Source organism: Falsigemmobacter intermedius, assembly GCF_004054105.1.
Lineage (GTDB): Bacteria > Pseudomonadota > Alphaproteobacteria > Rhodobacterales > Rhodobacteraceae > Wagnerdoeblera > Wagnerdoeblera intermedia.
Map to the genome: position 1 here is coordinate 1 of NZ_SBLC01000013.1, position 14,845 is coordinate 14,845.

General features: G+C 64.6%; 15 protein-coding genes. 2 read left to right on the plus strand and 13 right to left on the minus strand.

Annotated features, from left to right (window positions below; translation table 11 throughout):
- Nucleotides 1–163: 163 nt before the first annotated feature.
- On the minus strand, nt 164–1,018 hold the full coding sequence (locus EP867_RS10485; RefSeq protein ID WP_128488919.1) for an MBL fold metallo-hydrolase: 855 nt from the start codon (nt 1,016–1,018) through the stop codon (nt 164–166).
- Nucleotides 1,019–1,168: 150 nt separating this feature from the next.
- On the opposite strand from EP867_RS10485, the gene EP867_RS10490 reads away from it, so the two are divergent.
- A complete protein-coding gene (locus tag EP867_RS10490) occupies nt 1,169–1,939 on the plus strand; it encodes an enoyl-CoA hydratase/isomerase family protein (RefSeq protein WP_128488921.1) in 771 nt (256 codons plus the stop codon).
- A 72-nt stretch (nt 1,940–2,011) separates the two neighbouring features.
- Here the strand turns inward: EP867_RS10490 and EP867_RS10495 are convergent, their stop codons facing one another.
- The 7 genes from EP867_RS10495 to EP867_RS10525 form a co-directional block, all read right to left on the minus strand.
- Nucleotides 2,012–2,599, minus strand: a complete 588-nt coding sequence (locus tag EP867_RS10495; RefSeq protein ID WP_128488924.1) for a hypothetical protein — start codon at nt 2,597–2,599, stop codon at nt 2,012–2,014.
- A gap of 164 nt (nt 2,600–2,763) precedes the next feature.
- A complete protein-coding gene (locus EP867_RS10500; protein ID WP_128488926.1) occupies nt 2,764–3,210 on the minus strand; it encodes a phosphatase domain-containing protein in 447 nt (148 codons plus the stop codon).
- Complete coding sequence (locus tag EP867_RS10505; protein WP_128488928.1) at nt 3,207–3,764, minus strand: histidine phosphatase family protein; 558 nt, start codon at nt 3,762–3,764, stop codon at nt 3,207–3,209. The genes EP867_RS10500 and EP867_RS10505 overlap by 4 nt, the downstream gene beginning before the upstream one ends.
- Complete coding sequence (locus EP867_RS10510; protein ID WP_380049741.1) at nt 3,761–4,870, minus strand: MBL fold metallo-hydrolase; 1,110 nt, start codon at nt 4,868–4,870, stop codon at nt 3,761–3,763. Before EP867_RS10510 ends, EP867_RS10505 begins: the two co-directional genes overlap by 4 nt.
- Nucleotides 4,863–5,951, minus strand: a complete 1,089-nt coding sequence (locus tag EP867_RS10515) for an ABC transporter ATP-binding protein (protein WP_128488930.1) — start codon at nt 5,949–5,951, stop codon at nt 4,863–4,865. Before EP867_RS10515 ends, EP867_RS10510 begins: the two co-directional genes overlap by 8 nt.
- A complete protein-coding gene (locus tag EP867_RS10520; RefSeq protein WP_128488932.1) occupies nt 5,939–7,645 on the minus strand; it encodes an ABC transporter permease in 1,707 nt (568 codons plus the stop codon). Before EP867_RS10520 ends, EP867_RS10515 begins: the two co-directional genes overlap by 13 nt.
- A complete protein-coding gene (locus tag EP867_RS10525) occupies nt 7,642–8,613 on the minus strand; it encodes an ABC transporter substrate-binding protein (RefSeq protein ID WP_128488934.1) in 972 nt (323 codons plus the stop codon). The genes EP867_RS10520 and EP867_RS10525 overlap by 4 nt, the downstream gene beginning before the upstream one ends.
- 169 nt (nt 8,614–8,782) lie before the next feature.
- Here EP867_RS10525 and EP867_RS10530 point away from each other — a divergent pair, with 169 nt between their 5' ends.
- Entirely contained in the window at nt 8,783–9,604 is an 822-nt protein-coding gene (locus tag EP867_RS10530; protein WP_164888832.1) for a DeoR/GlpR family DNA-binding transcription regulator, read from the plus strand.
- 57 nt (nt 9,605–9,661) lie between these two features.
- Here EP867_RS10530 and EP867_RS10535 read toward each other — a convergent pair whose 3' ends face one another.
- From EP867_RS10535 to EP867_RS10555, 5 genes are all read right to left on the minus strand, one after another.
- Nucleotides 9,662–10,516: a phosphodiesterase gene (locus EP867_RS10535; protein WP_128488938.1), complete on the minus strand. Its 855-nt coding sequence runs from the start codon at nt 10,514–10,516 to the stop codon at nt 9,662–9,664.
- 71 nt (nt 10,517–10,587) lie between these two features.
- Nucleotides 10,588–11,880 (minus strand): ABC transporter substrate-binding protein, encoded by a 1,293-nt coding sequence (locus tag EP867_RS10540; RefSeq protein WP_128488940.1) that lies wholly within the window; start codon nt 11,878–11,880, stop codon nt 10,588–10,590.
- A 41-nt stretch (nt 11,881–11,921) separates the two neighbouring features.
- A complete protein-coding gene (locus EP867_RS10545) occupies nt 11,922–12,749 on the minus strand; it encodes a carbohydrate ABC transporter permease (protein ID WP_128488942.1) in 828 nt (275 codons plus the stop codon).
- On the minus strand, nt 12,746–13,669 hold the full coding sequence (locus EP867_RS10550) for a carbohydrate ABC transporter permease (protein WP_128488944.1): 924 nt from the start codon (nt 13,667–13,669) through the stop codon (nt 12,746–12,748). Before EP867_RS10550 ends, EP867_RS10545 begins: the two co-directional genes overlap by 4 nt.
- A complete protein-coding gene (locus tag EP867_RS10555; RefSeq protein WP_128488946.1) occupies nt 13,662–14,822 on the minus strand; it encodes an ABC transporter ATP-binding protein in 1,161 nt (386 codons plus the stop codon). The genes EP867_RS10550 and EP867_RS10555 overlap by 8 nt, the downstream gene beginning before the upstream one ends.
- Nucleotides 14,823–14,845: the final 23 nt, after the last annotated feature.

Sequence of the window (14,845 nt, forward strand, 5' to 3'; positions counted from 1 at the left end):
CCATCGTCGACCGGAAAATCGTCATTCCGAAGAGCCTGAGGTTGCGAGTCGTGTAGTGTGAGAAAAACCGGGGCGTGCCGAGCAAAATCCGGCACTTCCTCGATTTTCTGGTGAATGATTTGAAAAACAACGGGGCTTTCCGGCGCTCGGGCCCCGCCTGATCTCAGCGAAAGTCGAAGCCGCCCTCCTGGGTGCGGAAGATTTCCGCGCCGGTGTCGCTGTCGAAATGCGCCGGAAGGAGGCGCAGCCCCTCGTCCGCGGCCAGGGTCAGCAGACGGCGGCGGGTGGCGCGGGCGGTTTGGGGGTCGCTGCAGTAGCGGCTGTTGAGGTCAGGGTTCAGGATCTGCACCGGGTGATGCAGAGCATCTGCGGCAAAGAGCACGCCCTGACCGCCGTCCCGGAGCCGGTAGGCCATCTGCCCCGGCGTATGGCCATCGGCGGCAATGGCCTCCAGCGGGCCGATCTGCGCGCCCGGGCCGATGCGCCGGACAAGGCCTGCCTCGAGAAGCGGCGCAATGCTGTCATCCCAGGGGTTGTTCCAGCGCGGATCGCGCCCCGCCGGTGCCGCAGAGGGGGCCAGCGCATCGAGATTGGCGCCCGGAATGTGATGGGGAATGCCCGGAAAAGCGGGGACCGGCCCCTGCGGGCCATTGATGGTGCACCAGCCGATATGATCGACATGGCAATGGGTGATGACCACATCGGTCACATCCTCCGGGCCGATCCCGGCAGGCGCGAGCAGCCGGTTCAGATCGCCCGGCAGATTGTGAAAACGCGGGCTCATCGGCCGGTCCTTCCCGGCCCCCGCCCCGGCATCGAGCAGGATCACTTTGCCTTCGCCGCGGATGACCCACAGATGGATCGAGGTCAGGAAGAGATCCCCCACGGGGTCGAAAAAGGGCGCTGAGACGATCCGCGGGTCATTCAGATCCGGCGTCTCAAGTCCGGGAAACAGGCCAAGCCCTTCTGATGCCACCATCTCGCGCAGCCGCGTGAGGTGAAATTTTCCGATCTGCATAGGCCTGCCTCCCTGTCCATAAACCCTTTATCGCATCTTCGCGCGCGAGGACCATTTCTGAAATCCGAACAGCTACTTTTCACTCTCGCAGCGGGATCGGGACAGGCTCAGCCTGTATAGACGGATCAGAGATCAGAAGGGTGACTTTTCATGGAACTTCAGCATCATAACTTGACCATCTCGGAGGGGATCGCTGTCGTCACGATGAACCGTCCGCCGGTGAACGCGCAAAACCGCGGGATGCGCGAAGAGGGGATCCGCCTCTTCGACTGGCTGAGCGATGCGCCTGAGGTGCGTGTGGTGATCCTGACCGGCTCGGGCGATGTGTTCTCGGCCGGCGCTGACATCAAAGAGCGTCGCGGCATGACCACCGAGCAGGGGGATTACGTCCGTCACAACCGTCAGGTCCGCGAGTATTTCTACGCCATTGCCGATTGTGAAAAGCCGGTGATCGCGGCGGTGAACGGCCCCGCCATCGGCGCGGGCTTTGCGCTGATGCTGGCCAGCGACATCATGCTGGCCTCAGAGAACGCCTGGTTCCAGATGCCGGAAGTGAATGTCGGCCTGTCGGGCGGCAATGCTTTCGTCGCCAATACCTTCTCCAAAAGCCGGTCGCGGGCGATGTATATGACGGCCCGGAAATACCCGGCCTCAGAGCTTTACCGGCTGGGTGTGCTGGAATGTGTTGTCCCGCGTGACGCGCTCATGGAAGAGGCCATGTCCTTCGCGCGCGATATCGCGGCCAAAAGCGCCCTGGCGATCGCCACCGCAAAACGCGCCTTCGTCACCGGAGACGGCATGGCCCCGCGCGATGCCTATCGCTTTGAGCAGGGCCTGACCGCAGCCATGTCGCGCAGCCGCGAGGCGAATGAAGCCCAGGCCGCCTTTGTGGAGAAGCGCGCCGCGCGCTACGAAGAGTAAGACCGCCTTGCGGGGGGCTGCCGGTACAGGCGGCCCCCCCTCGCGCTGATCGTCTGGCGTGACAGCCGCCTGTCACGGGAAGGTGACGATCTCAGACATCACACGGGCGGCTCTTTCGACGGACCAGCCGACGGTCAGGGCGCTTTCGGTGTTTTGCGGCGCGGCAAAGCCGTTCGCCCATGCGATGCTGACACTCAGGTTCTCAAGATAAAGCTCCGGGGCCAGCATGCCGAGAGCTTCTGAAAATTCCGGCGTTTTCAAGAACATAAGCCAAGCACCCTTAAGGTCTTTGCCGATCTCTTCGGGCAGATCATAAGCCGCTTTGATCACAGCGGCGGCCGCCCTGGGCAGGGGGCTTTCGTGCACAACGATCTGCGCGGTCAGCGCGCTTGGGGCGCTCCAGTCCTCTCCCGCCAGCGTTTTCCCCTCCAGGGCTTTTGCCGCAGGCCGGTTGTACCAGGTGCAGACGAGGCGCGCCTCATCCGGGGCGTGCTGCCAGCCCTCATCGGGGGCGGGGGTCATTTCGGTTGCCGGGGCACCGATCGTTATTGCAAGCGTGGCGCAGTCATAGGGCAGGGTTTCGGCAGAGCGGGCGGCAGTCCAGGGCAGGGCGAGAAGCCCCAGGGCGGTCCCTGCACAAAGGCGGATCAGATCAGGCATCAGCGTCGTCTCATTCAGAAAAGTTCACTCCCTGTGGAAGACGCAGCGCCGCGCCCGGATCCTGGCGGGAAGATGAAAAAGAACAGCGCATTGCAGCGCGGCCTCAGTCTCCCGGGGCCGCGCTGCCGTCTTTTGCTCACCGATGGAGCGCCGGAGCGGGGGGCTCAGAAATCCCCCGGGGCACATTGCAGACAGGTCAGACCCGCCTCGCGCCAGAAAGCCACCACGGAGCTGCGGTCGTCCACCACCAGCCAGGGGGCATAGCCGTCCGCGCGGATGCGGCTCAGGGCGCGGGATTTCACCACCGGATCGGGCAGAGCATCCTCATCGGGCTGGCGCAGATAGATCGCGTCAAAAGGGATGCCGTTTTGCGAAAGCCAGGCCTCGGTGCGCGGCTGCCAGCCAGAGGGGCGGCCCGAGCAAAGGACGATCTGTTCCCCGCTTTCTTTCAGATACGACAGCAGCTTGGCGACCGGCGCGATAACCGGGGCTTCGGACATTGCCTCGTGAAAGGCCTCCCAGTGTTTCTCTTCGCCATGGACCAGGTGGCCCAGCCGGTCGGCGTCGAAATGCGCAAGGGTGCCGTCGATGTCAAAGATGACGCAGCTCATAGGGGGGTCTTTCCGTCAAAAACAGTTTCTTCAAAGCCGCCGGAGGTGCGGGGCGTGAACAGGAGGGGGGTGGTGTTTGGCGGGCTCGCGCCGCCGTAGTCGCCCCCCGTCAGGGCGCGGGCGGCGCGGATGACGCCGGAATGTGCAACCAGCACCGGCAGAGCGGGGCCGGCCGCGCCAAGGCAGTCCCGGAGCGCCAGGGCCACGCGGGCCAGCATCTCCTCCCAGGCCTCGCCGCCTGAGGGATGCGACAGGCGCGGGGGCTGCTCGCTCAGGGGGCGGCCCTCAAAGAGGCCCCAGTCCCGCTCCCGCAGGCCAGGGTGGGCGGTCAGGCTGTGCCCTGGAAAGATCAGCGCGGCGGTGTCTTTAGCGCGCTGCTGCGGGCTGCAGAACACCCGGATTTCCCGGGGCCAGGGCCGGGCTGAGAGGGCTGCGGCGGCCGCCCGCCCGGTTCCGGTCAGCATGGCCTCGGTCCGGCCTGCGATCACGCCGTCGCGGTTGGCGTCGGTCTGGCCGTGGCGGATCAGCACGAAGGCTTTTTGCGGCAGGCTCACAGCAGAACCTTTCCGCCCAAAAGCACATCGGGCCCGGATTCCAGCAGATAATCTTCCGGCACCGGGCAGAAGAGCGGTGCAAAGCGCCGCGCCCCGATCCGGCGCAGGAGCGCGCGCTGATCGGCCAGCGGCGGGTGCACGTTCCAGCGCAGGAACTGCCCGCCATGGGCCGCGACGGCCCGGGCATGGGCCGTCATATGGCCGGTGAAAATCACCACCCCGCGCCGCCCCAGACGGCCGCTGTCGCGCCAGTCCTGCACCAGACGCCAGGCCATGCCGCCATCGGCATTGGGCGTGTCGCAGAGCAGATATCGCGCCGCGGGATCAAAGGGCTGGTCTAGCAGGGGGCGCAGGGCCGCTGCCGCCTTCGTGACCCCGCCGGAGGCCAGCCCTTGGGCAATCGCATCGCGGCAGGCGTCATCCAGTGTGACTGAGCCACGGGGCAGCAGATGCAGCGCCAGTTCTCCGGCGCGGCCTGAGGGGGGCACCGGAAAGAGCACCTGCACCTCCGGCTCCAGTGCATCAAGTGCCGCGTCGAGAAGGCGGCGGCGCTCTTCCTGGCTGACGGTTTCCATCTGATACGAGCAGTCGATCAGCGCGGTCCCTGCCGCAGGCGGGGGATCAAAGGCAAACCAGGTGGATTCCTCTGACCAGTCGCCGGAATAAAAAAGCCCCTCTGCGCCCAGGTTGAAATGCATCCAGACCCCGCCAAGCGCATGGCCGTTGCGCCCCGTCGTCAGGGTCACCCCGTCGATCACCGTCTCTCCCTTCTCGGGCAGCAGGCGCAGGCGCGCGCCGGGGGGCAGGGCGCGGGCGGTCCGGGCGGTGCAGGCGATCGGAAGGCCCGCCCGGATCACATGGGCCGCGCCGCCGATATGGTCGATGTGGTCATGGGTGATAAAGACCTCATCCGCACCGATCAGCCAGTCGGGGTTAAAGGGCGAGCTGGCCTCCGGTCCGAAACCGGCATCGAGAAGCCACATCCGCCGCCCCGTCCAGAGCCGGATACAGGCGGGGCCCTTCTCGCCAAGACCCGAGAGCACCTCAATATAGGGCAGGGTGCCGCGCTGCCCCTGATCGGGGGCGGTCATCGGATAGTCACGCATGCTGCGCCTCCCTCAGGGGCAGGACGGCGGGGCTTTGCGTGTCGCGAAAGGCCCAGGGGCTGCGCAGCGCCAGCCGCAGCGTCTCACCCGGACGGGCCCGGGTGGCAGAGCGCGCGATCAGCGTCTCGCCCTCGGTTTCAAGGCCCAGCCGGAAGGCACCGCCGGTATAGGTACAGCTGCTGACGCGGGCTGAAATCGGCCCCTCGGGCGTGATCTGCACGTCTTCGGGGCGGATGCACAGATGGCTCACCTGAGGGCCTGCGGCCCGCGCCAGGATCTGCTGGCCCATGGCCTCAACCCGGATCATGTCCGCATTGAAAAGCCCCGCGCGGCTGACGCAGACCACCGCGCCGTCGCCGACAAAGCCTGCCACGAAACTGTCGCAGGGGCGTGAGTAAAGCACCTCGGGCGCATCGAACTGACGGATCACGCCCTCTTTCATGACGGCCACCCGATCGGCGAGGGCCAGGGCCTCGCTCTGGTCATGGGTGACATAGAGCATGGTTGCCCCGGTGCGGCGGTGAAAGGCGGCAAAAGCCTCCTGCATCGCGGCCCGCAGCGCCAGATCCAGGTTGGCGAGCGGCTCATCAAGCAGCACTGCCTGCGGATCGGCCACGAGGCACCGCGCCAGCGCCACCCGCTGCCGCTGCCCGCCCGAAAGCTCGGCAGGTGCGCGGTGGGCATAGGGCGTAAGCCCCGTCACCGCCATGGCGGCGGCGACCCGAAGCTCGCGCTCTGCGCGCGGCACTTTGCGCACCTCCAGCGGATAGGCGATGTTGCGTGCCACCGACATATGCGGCCAGAGCGCATAGGACTGAAACACAATGCCGATGTTGCGCTCTTCGGGGGTGACAAAGGCGCGGGGGCGGGTGGCATCGGCCAGCACACGCCCGCCAAGGGAGAGGCTGCCCCCGGTCGGGGCTTCAAAACCTGCGGTCAGCCGCAGAAGGGTGGTCTTGCCGCAGCCCGAGGGGCCAAGCAGCGCCACAAATTCCCCCGAGCCGATGGTCGCATCGATCCCGCGCAGCGCCGGGGCACCATTGAAGGTCTTGCTCAGACCCGAGAATGTCAGCTCTGCCACGGCACAGCTCCTTTCGGAAGGCGGGCCGAGGCGATCTGCACAAGACCCATCAGAAGAATGACAAGAAAGACGATGGAGGCGGCGAGCGCTGAGGCCATGACCGTCTCGCCGCTTTCCTCAAGCGAGAAGATCACCACGCCGAGCGTCTCGGTCCCGGCAGCCCAGAGCAGGGCGGAGACCGTCAGCTCATTGACCGCCGTCAGGAAAACCAGGATCGCGCCCGCCGCCGCCGCCGGGGCGCAAAGCGGCAGAACGATCGTCACCAGGCGGCGCAGAAGCCCCGCACCGGTGCTGGCGGCCGCCTCCTCCATGGCGATGTCGAGCTGACCCACAGCGGCCTGCACCGGGCGCAGCATGACCACCAGAAACCGTGCCAGATAGGCCAGCAGGATCAGCGTCAGCGTGCCGTAAAGCGTCACATCCAGAAGCGGCACCCGCATGAAGGTCAGGATGGCGGCAATGGCCAGCACCACACCGGGCAGCGCATAGGGCAGATCCACCAGGAGATCGAGCGCCCGGGTCAGCCGGGTCGGGCGCCGTGCGATCACCCAGGCCAGCGGCACCGCCACCACCATCAGGATCACCGCCGCCGCCAGCGCCAGCCCCAGGGAGTTCAGATAGGCCCGCTGCGTGACCGGCTGGCGGAAGAGCACCTCCGCCCAGGCTTTGAGCGTGGCGGTCTCGGCACTCAGTGCCACACCGTAGGCCGGGATGAGCGAGGTCGCCAGAAGGGCTGCCAGCGGCACCACCAGGATCAGGAAAATAAAGGCCCAGAGCGCGATTTCCACCGCCAGCCGCGCCCGGCCCAGCCGGATCGACAGCGGCTGCCCCGAGAGGCCCACCAGGTTATAGCTGCGCCGCTTCAGCAGCAGACGGTTGGCCACCACGCCAAGGATCGCAACCGAGCCGATCAGCAGCGCCAGCACCGCCACTTCCGGCAGAACCGAAGGCCCCATGCCTGAGAGGCGCTGATAGATCAGCGTCGGCAGCGTCGAATAGCGGGCGGGGATCCCGAGCATGGCCGGGATGCCGAAATTGCCAAGCGCGGTGACAAAGGTCATGGCCGCACCGGCGGCAAGGCCGGCTGCGCTCAGCGGCAGCACGACCTGCGCCCAGACCCGCAGGCCCCGCGCACCCGAGATGCGGGCGGCTTCGACCAGATCCGAAGGGATCATCCTCAGGCTGGCCCGAAGCGTCAGAAAAACGATCGAGACATGCTGAATGCCGAGCAGAAGGATAATCCCGCCTGCCGAATGCAGCGGCTGCGGGCTGCCCATCGGCGGCGCAAGGCCAAGGGTTTTCAGCAGAACCGAAGACGGCCCCGTGACCTGCATCCAGGCCAGCGCCGTGATCTGCGGCGGGATCATCATCGGGATCATCAGACAGAAGATCAGCGCGGCTTTGCCCCGGATGTCCGTCAGCGCGACCAGAAAGGCAAAAACAGAACCGATGAGAACAGAGATCAGCGTGCCGCCCCCGGCGGTGATCAGCGAATGGCCAAGCGCGGTGAGCGTGCTTTCCCGCGTCAGCACCCCGCCCAGGTGCGAGAGGGTCATGCCCCCTGTGCCGCCGAAAGCCTCAATCCCGAGACGGATCACCGGCCCCAGTGCAATCACAAAGACCGGGATCAGAAGAATCGGGATCAGCCGGTCGGAAAACCGGCTGCCCCCCTGTAAAGTCGCGGTGCCGCTCATTTGATGCCGAAGATCTCAGAGAATTTCGCTTTGTTGGTCTCGGTCGCCTCGAGCGCCGCACCGGCCTCAAAGGTCAGAAGCTTCAGGCTGTCGCGGGCGGGAAACCCTGCGGGGCTGTCGATGCCGTTGCGGGCGGGAATATAGCCCATTTCGGCGACGAGGTTCTGACCGGCCTCGGAGATCACGAAGTCGACGAATTTCTGCGCGGCCTCGAGGTTCTTGGTGCCCTCAACAATGGCGACCGGCTCGGTCACCCAGGTCACGCCCTCTTCGGGGATGATGAACTCAATGGGCGAGCCCTCGGCTTTCGCCCGAAGCGCCATGTAATCGACCAGCACGCCATAGGGTTTCTCCCCCGAAGCCACCGCCTTGAACACACCGCCATTGCCGCCATCGGCGCGGGTTTCATTGGCGGCCAGGGCCTCATAATAGGGCCAGCCAAGCGCTGCATCCGAGGTGAGCGTGGTCATATGGATCATCGCAGCGCCCGAATAAAGCGGCGAGGCCATGGCCACGAGGCCCTTATACTCCGGCTTTGCCAGATCCGCCCAGGAGGCCGGGATCTGTTTGGCTTCCGTGTGATAGGCGATGCCGGTGGTGATCAGCTTGGTCGAGTGGTAATAGCCCTCGGCGCTGTAAAGGGCCGGGTCATAGGCCGCTGCCTCGGGGGATTTATAGGCGGCGATGCGGCCTTCTTTCACCAGTCCTTCAAGGGTAACGGAATCTGCGATCAGCAGCACATCGGGCTGACCAGCCCCGGCGGCTTTCTCGGCATTCATCCGCGCCATCAGCTGGGTGGTGCCGTCGCGGACCCAGTCCACGGTGATGCCGGGATGGGCCGCCTGAAAGGCGTCGACGGTCTTTTGCGCATCGGCATTGGGCTGCGAGGTATAAAGCTTCAGCGTTTCGGCAGAGGCAGCAAAGGGGAGCGCCAGAGGCAGAACCAGGCTGAGGGCGAAGCGGGTCATATCGTAACTCCTGAGCGGCGTTTTCGTTCGAAAGCCATCTGCTTCCGTTGCTGCCCTTCTGGCGGTGCTGCATGACAGTTACGTGACAGGTTATTGATAGTTTTATTAAATTCGCCCGCGCGCAAATCAGATGCTGACAGCGGGGGCGGCTGCATGCTTTCGTCCGAACATGCAGACCTCTGACCCCCATTCCCCGCATTCCTCTGATGCCCCTGAGGCCCGCCGTGCGCGGATCCTTGACCGCCTGAGCCGTCAGGGCGAAGTCACCCCTGCCGATCTGGCCCGCGATCTTGGTGTCAGCGTCCAGACCCTGCGGTCCGATCTGCGCGCGCTGGAAGAGGCCGGGCGCATCCGCCGCCGCCATGGCCGCGCCACCCTGCCACCCGCGCCCGACAACATCAGCTATCTGCGGCGCAGCACCCTCAATGAGGGGGAAAAGGCCCGGATCGGGGCCAGAGTGGCGGCCCTTATCCCCGATGGCGCAAGCCTCTCTCTGGGCACGGGCACCACCGTTGAGGCCTGCGCCCGCGCCCTTATGCGCCACCGGGGGCTGCGGGTTTTCACCAACAGCATTGCGGTGCTGACCGCGCTGAAGGACGCGCCTGAGGTCCGTGTCACGCTCTCAGGGGGGCAGGTGCGGCTGAGGGATCTTGATATGATCGGGGCGGAGGCCTGTGAGTTCTTCGCCGGGCTCAGGCCGGATTTTGCGATCAGCAGTCTTGGGGGGATCTCGGCGGACGGGGATCTTCTGGATTTCAACATGGATGAAATCCGCCTGCGCCGCGCTTTGATGCAGGGGGCGGCGGTCCGCATTCTGGTGGCCGACAGCAGTAAATTCGGCCGCAGCGCCGCCCATGCCTTTGGCCGGGTCAGCATGGCGCATCACTTTGTGACCGGCGGCGCGGTCCCTGCGGTGGTTGCGGCGGACTGCGCAGCCTCGGGCTGTCGTCTCTGCAGGGTCGCGCCTGAGGGAGAGGGGAAGCCCCTCTGAAGACAGGGGGGCCGGAGCGTTTGCCCCGGCCCCGCCCGTCGAAGGTCTGCGGGGCGATCAGTAGTCGGTGAAGCCCGGGTGTTTCATCTCCAGCGCCCAGGTGGCGCTGTCGACACCAGGGGGCGGGGCCAGATCAAAGGCGGGCGCGCGCAGGGCAAATTCATGCATATGCACGATCACATTGCGGTCCTGCACCAGCACAACGCCATAGGCCGGCTCCGCCAGATTGCCCGGCACCACGCCGTTTTCAGGACGCAGGAACAGGCCAAGCTGATGGTTCAGCCCGCGCATGCAGGAGAAGGAAATCCCGTCCCAATTGCCAAAGATCGGCCGATGGGCATGACCGAAGAAAAGATGCCGGATGCGGTCCTTATGCGGCTCAATCACGGCGCGGAAAGCCTCATGATCGAGCATGCGGATGTCGTCCATATGCCCGCAGCCGATCTCAAAGGGGTGGTGGTGCATAAAGAGGAACACCGGCCCCGTGCTGCCCTCCAGCTGCGCCTGAAGCCAGGCGAGACGGGCAGGGCAATAGCCGCCGTAATGGAAGCCCTGCACCCGGGTGTCGAGGAAAAGGCAGAGCCCCTCTTCGGTCTGGCGCGCACCCTGCACAAAGCCGTTCTCATCGCGCATCGCCTGCGGGAAGCGGGCGGTGAAGGCGGGGGTGTCGTCGTGGTTGCCGACCATCAGCACCAGGGGGACGTGCAGATCCGCGATGGCGCGGGAGAAGGCCTCATAGGCCTCCTCATCACCCCAATGGGTCAGATCGCCGGTCACCACGACGAAGGCGGCATCGCCATGCTCGCGGTTGATGCTTTCGACCGCGAGTTTCAGGCGGCGGGCCGGATTTGCCCCGTAAAGGGTGCGGCCTTCGGCGATGACATGGGTGTCGGTCAGATGGATGAATTTCATAACGGGTCCGGTTCTTCTGTCAGATCGTCTGGTCTCTGCCGCCGGGCGATCCGGCGGCAGAGGGGGCAGGATTACTTCGCGATCAGGCGGTTGGTGGTCTCGACCATGGCGGCAAGGCCCGCCTCAACGCTCTGCGCGCCGGTCATCACTTCCCCGATGATTTTGCGCTGCGCGCGCCAGATCTCGACGCCATTGGTGCCGGGATAGCCTTCCCAGGCGGCAGCGCGGTCAATCTGGAGGTTGGTGGTGTTGAAGTTCGGATTCTCAGCGTAGAATTTGCCCAGCAGATCCGGGGCGAGCGCCGCGATATTGGTGGGCTTATAGCCTGACCCCAGGACCGCGATCTCCTGACCCTTCGGGCCGGAGGCGAATTTGATATATTTCCAGGCCGCGTCCTGTTTTGCCTTATCCTGAGCGGTGATCATCATGGCATTGCCACCGGTGGGGATGCGGCCGGTCTCTTTGTTGCTGACCGGATAGGTGGTGGTGCGCAGCTCAAATTTGTCCCCCACCAGATCCGCAAATGAGCGGTTCGAGTTCGGCGAGGCCATGATGAAGCCGATCTGGCCCGCGGCAAACTGCTGGCGCGACTGCTCATAATCGCGCAGCGCCATGCCGCCTTCATCGACCATGCGTTTCGCAAGCGTCAGGGCTTTCACGCCATGGGCATCGTCAAAGGCCACGGTCTGACCATCTTCGGCCATGATTTTCGCGCCCTGCTCAATGATGAGCGCGCGCCAGAGCCAGTCATCGGGCCAGGAGTGGATGTCAAAAGCCATGCCATCGGCATCGCCTTCAAGCGCCGAGATGCGGCCCGCGAGATCAATGAGGCCGTCCCAGGTATCCGGCAGCGCCTCCGGATCACCGCCTGCTTTGCGCACCAGATCACCGTTCACAAAGAAGATCGGTGTCGAGGCGTTGAAGCCGATCCCCCAGGTGGTGCCGTCCACCTGCCACTGTGAGAAAAGCGAGGGGGCGTAGTTTTTCTCAACAAAATCCGGCGCCTCGGCGGCGATATAGCTGTCGAGCGGGATCACTTTGCCCTTTTCGGCCAGATGGGTGACCACTTCGGGCAGCAGGTGATAGCCCGAGTGATAGACATCGGGCATGCGGTTGGTCATGGCGGCACGCAGCATGACCTGATGGGTCTCATCATAAGAGCCGTTGCCGATGCGGAATTTCACCTCGATGTCAGGGTTCTGGGCCATGAATTCTTTGGCGACGGCCTCATGGAAATGGGCATGGCCCGGAAAAGCCTGCAGCACTTCGATGGTGACTTTGTCGGCCATGGCGGGCGCGGCCAGCAGCGTGGCGGTAAGACCGGCCAGGGCCGTGAGCGGGCGGGTGACAGCGTGAGAGGACATCTCAACTCCGAAATCTTGTGGAAAGGTTTGAAAAGGCGGGATTACTTCACGCCGGTCATGGTGATGCCGGCGACGAACTGGCGTTGGGCACAGAGGTAAAGCAGGATCAGCGGGGCGCTGAGCACGGTGGCTGAGGCCATCAGCGCGCCGAAATTCGCGCCGCTTTCATTGTCGGCGAAATACATCATCGCCAGCGGCGGCGGCGCGAGGCTGGTGTCGGTGATGACGATCAGCGGCCAGTAAAGGTCATTCCAATGCGCGGTGATGGAAAAGACCGCAAAGGCCGCGATCGCAGGTTTGGCGGCCGGGACAACCACGCGCCACAGGATCTCCCATTCGCCCATGCCTTCCATGCGGGCGGCCTGGATGATCTCATCGGGGAAAGCCCGGAAGGTCTGGCGGAAGAGATAAATCGCAAAGACCGACAGGAAGAAGGGCAGCATCATCGCGAAATAGGTGTCGAGGAGATCCAGTTCCGCCAGCGCCATGAAGAGCGGCAGCGCCGGGACCTGGATCGGCACGGTCAGGATCAGAAGGACCGCGCCGAAGAGAAGCTTTGCGCCCCGGAACTCAAACTTCGCCAGCGCATAAGCGCAGGGAATGGCGGTCAGAAGCTGCACCACCAGCACGCCCAGACAGACAATCACCCCGTTGAGCATGAAGCGCAGCATGGGGGCCTGCTCAAAGGCGGTGATGTAATGGGTCAGCCCCGTGAAGGTCTGGGGCAGCCAGCTGTAGCTTTCGGTGAAGACCTCCTGCGCCGGGCGGAAAGAGGTCACGATCATCCAAAAGAAGGGATAAAGCGTCGCAAAGGTCAGCGCGAGAAGCACCAGATGCGCGGCGAGATCCTTAAAGCTCAGCGCTTTCATGCTTTGCCTCCCTTACGGTCGAGAAGAAGGTTCTGCAGCAGGGCCAGTGCCAGAATGATCATCAGAAAGACCACCGTCATCGCGGCGGCGGGGGCCATGCGCAGATATTGAAAGCCTTCCAGATAGGTTGTGTAGAGGAGCACATCCGAAGCCCCCTGCGGCCCCCCCCGGGTCAGCACCGCCACGGTGTCGAAAATCTTGAAGGCGGTGATGGAACTGGTGATGACCACAAAGACCATGGTCGGGGCCAGCATCGGCAGGGTAATGCGGCAAAAGCGGTCGAGCGGGTTCTCCATGCCGTCGACGGATGCCGCCTCATAAAGATCCTGCGGGATCGAGGTCAGACCGGCGGTGAAGATCACCATATTGAAGCCCGCAAGCCCCCAGATCCCGATGATCGCAAGAGCCCAGAGCACCAGATCGGGGCTGCCGAAAAACTCCAGCTTGCCAATGCCGATGGCCTCAAGAAAGAAGTTCACCGGGCCGATGTTGCCATGGAGCAGATATTTCCAGACCGTGGCCATGGCGACGAGGGTTGAGGTCACCGGCAAAAACAGCAGAAGCTGATAAAGCTTGCGGCCGTGGCGCAGGTTATGAACCAGCACCGCCTTCAGAAGGCCTAAGCCTACGGCTCCGGGGACCACGATGGCGACATAGCGCAGCGTATTGCCAAGCGCGTTCCAGAAGACGTCATCTTCCGCCAGCGCCAGGTAATTCTCAAAGCCGACCCAGCTGAAGCTGCTGTCACCGAAGCTGTAATCGGTAAAGCTCATCAGAATGATCAGCGCCACCGGCACCAGCATCAGCCCGATCAGCAGAAGGGTTGAAGGCAGCGCCAGCCCCCAGGCCGCCCGGGTGAAGCGCAAGGCCCCGTGGCTTCGGCGGCTGAGCGGCGGGTGAGAGAGGGAGAGATCAGACATGAAGCAGCGCCCCCGAGCGCGCTTTGGGGGAAGCCCCCCGCCCCGTCAGGCGTTTGCCCATCGCGTCAAAGACCAGGGCATCGGCGGGATCGGCGTGAACGGGCAGCAGGCCGCTGCTCAGATCCATCCGCTGCGCGGCGCCCGGCGCCAGCCGCAGGGTGACCTTCGCGCCGCTTTGCACATCGGCGCCAAAGACCAGCCCGCTGTGACCCAGATCCTCCAGCCGCTCGATCCTGAGACGAGTGACCAGGGCGTCGGGGGTCTTCGGCGTGCCGGCGTGGATATGCTCGGGGCGCAGGGCAAACTGCACCGGATTGCGGTGATCCGCCGCCAGCAAAGCCCCTGCCTCGCCCCAGAGCGCCAGATCATCCGCGCCGATCACATTCATCCCCGGCGAGCCGATGAACTGCGCCACCCGCAGATCCTGCGGATCGGCATAGAGTTTTGCGGGGCTGTCGCATTGCACGATCTCGCCCTCCATCATCAGGGCGACGCGTGAGGACATGGTCATCGCCTCGGTCTGATCATGGGTGACATAGATGAAGGTCGCGCCCAGGCGCTGTTGCAGCGCGGTGATCTCTGCGCGCATCTGCACCCGCAGACGGGCGTCGAGGTTGGAGAGCGGCTCATCCATCAGGAAAATCCGCGGCTTGCGGATGATGGCGCGGGCCAGGGCCACGCGCTGGCGCTGGCCCCCCGAAAGGGCAGCAGGGCGGCGGTTCAGCAGATGCCCCAGTTCCACCTGATCCGCGACCCGGGCCACTTCTTCGCGGATCGCGCGTTTCTCTGCACCATGGAAGGGCCAGGCGCGACCCAGCAGACGGGCGGGCAGCGGCAGATCGCGGGTCTGAAGCGGCAGGGCAATGTTTTCGCCCACGCTCATATGCGGGTAAAGCGCATAGCTTTGAAACACCATCGCCATATCCCGCGCGGCGGGCGACAGCGCGTCAATCGGCTGGCCGTCCACCGAAACCTGCCCCTCATCCTGGGCGAGCAGGCCCGCGATGATCCGCAAAAGCGTTGACTTCCCGCAGCCCGAGGGGCCGACCAGGGTCATAAACTCACCCGGTTTCACATCCAGGCTCACGCCCTTCAGCGTCGTCTGGCTGCCATAGCGTTTGACCACGGTATTGATCGTTAAAGATGAAGCCATCCGCACATGTTCTCCCGCCATCG

Coding starts and splice junctions, on each gene's coding strand:
- EP867_RS10485 (WP_128488919.1), bottom strand. CDS start 1,018: ATGCAGATCGGAAAATTTCACCTCACGCGGCTGCGCGAGATGGTGGCA.
- EP867_RS10490 (WP_128488921.1), top strand. CDS start 1,169: ATGGAACTTCAGCATCATAACTTGACCATCTCGGAGGGGATCGCTGTC.
- EP867_RS10495 (WP_128488924.1), bottom strand. CDS start 2,599: ATGCCTGATCTGATCCGCCTTTGTGCAGGGACCGCCCTGGGGCTTCTC.
- EP867_RS10500 (WP_128488926.1), bottom strand. CDS start 3,210: ATGAGCTGCGTCATCTTTGACATCGACGGCACCCTTGCGCATTTCGAC.
- EP867_RS10510 (WP_380049741.1), bottom strand. CDS start 4,870: ATGCGTGACTATCCGATGACCGCCCCCGATCAGGGGCAGCGCGGCACC.
- EP867_RS10520 (WP_128488932.1), bottom strand. CDS start 7,645: ATGAGCGGCACCGCGACTTTACAGGGGGGCAGCCGGTTTTCCGACCGG.
- EP867_RS10525 (WP_128488934.1), bottom strand. CDS start 8,613: ATGACCCGCTTCGCCCTCAGCCTGGTTCTGCCTCTGGCGCTCCCCTTT.
- EP867_RS10530 (WP_164888832.1), top strand. CDS start 8,783: ATGCAGACCTCTGACCCCCATTCCCCGCATTCCTCTGATGCCCCTGAG.
- EP867_RS10535 (WP_128488938.1), bottom strand. CDS start 10,516: ATGAAATTCATCCATCTGACCGACACCCATGTCATCGCCGAAGGCCGC.
- EP867_RS10540 (WP_128488940.1), bottom strand. CDS start 11,880: ATGTCCTCTCACGCTGTCACCCGCCCGCTCACGGCCCTGGCCGGTCTT.
- EP867_RS10545 (WP_128488942.1), bottom strand. CDS start 12,749: ATGAAAGCGCTGAGCTTTAAGGATCTCGCCGCGCATCTGGTGCTTCTC.
- EP867_RS10550 (WP_128488944.1), bottom strand. CDS start 13,669: ATGTCTGATCTCTCCCTCTCTCACCCGCCGCTCAGCCGCCGAAGCCAC.
- EP867_RS10555 (WP_128488946.1), bottom strand. CDS start 14,822: ATGGCTTCATCTTTAACGATCAATACCGTGGTCAAACGCTATGGCAGC.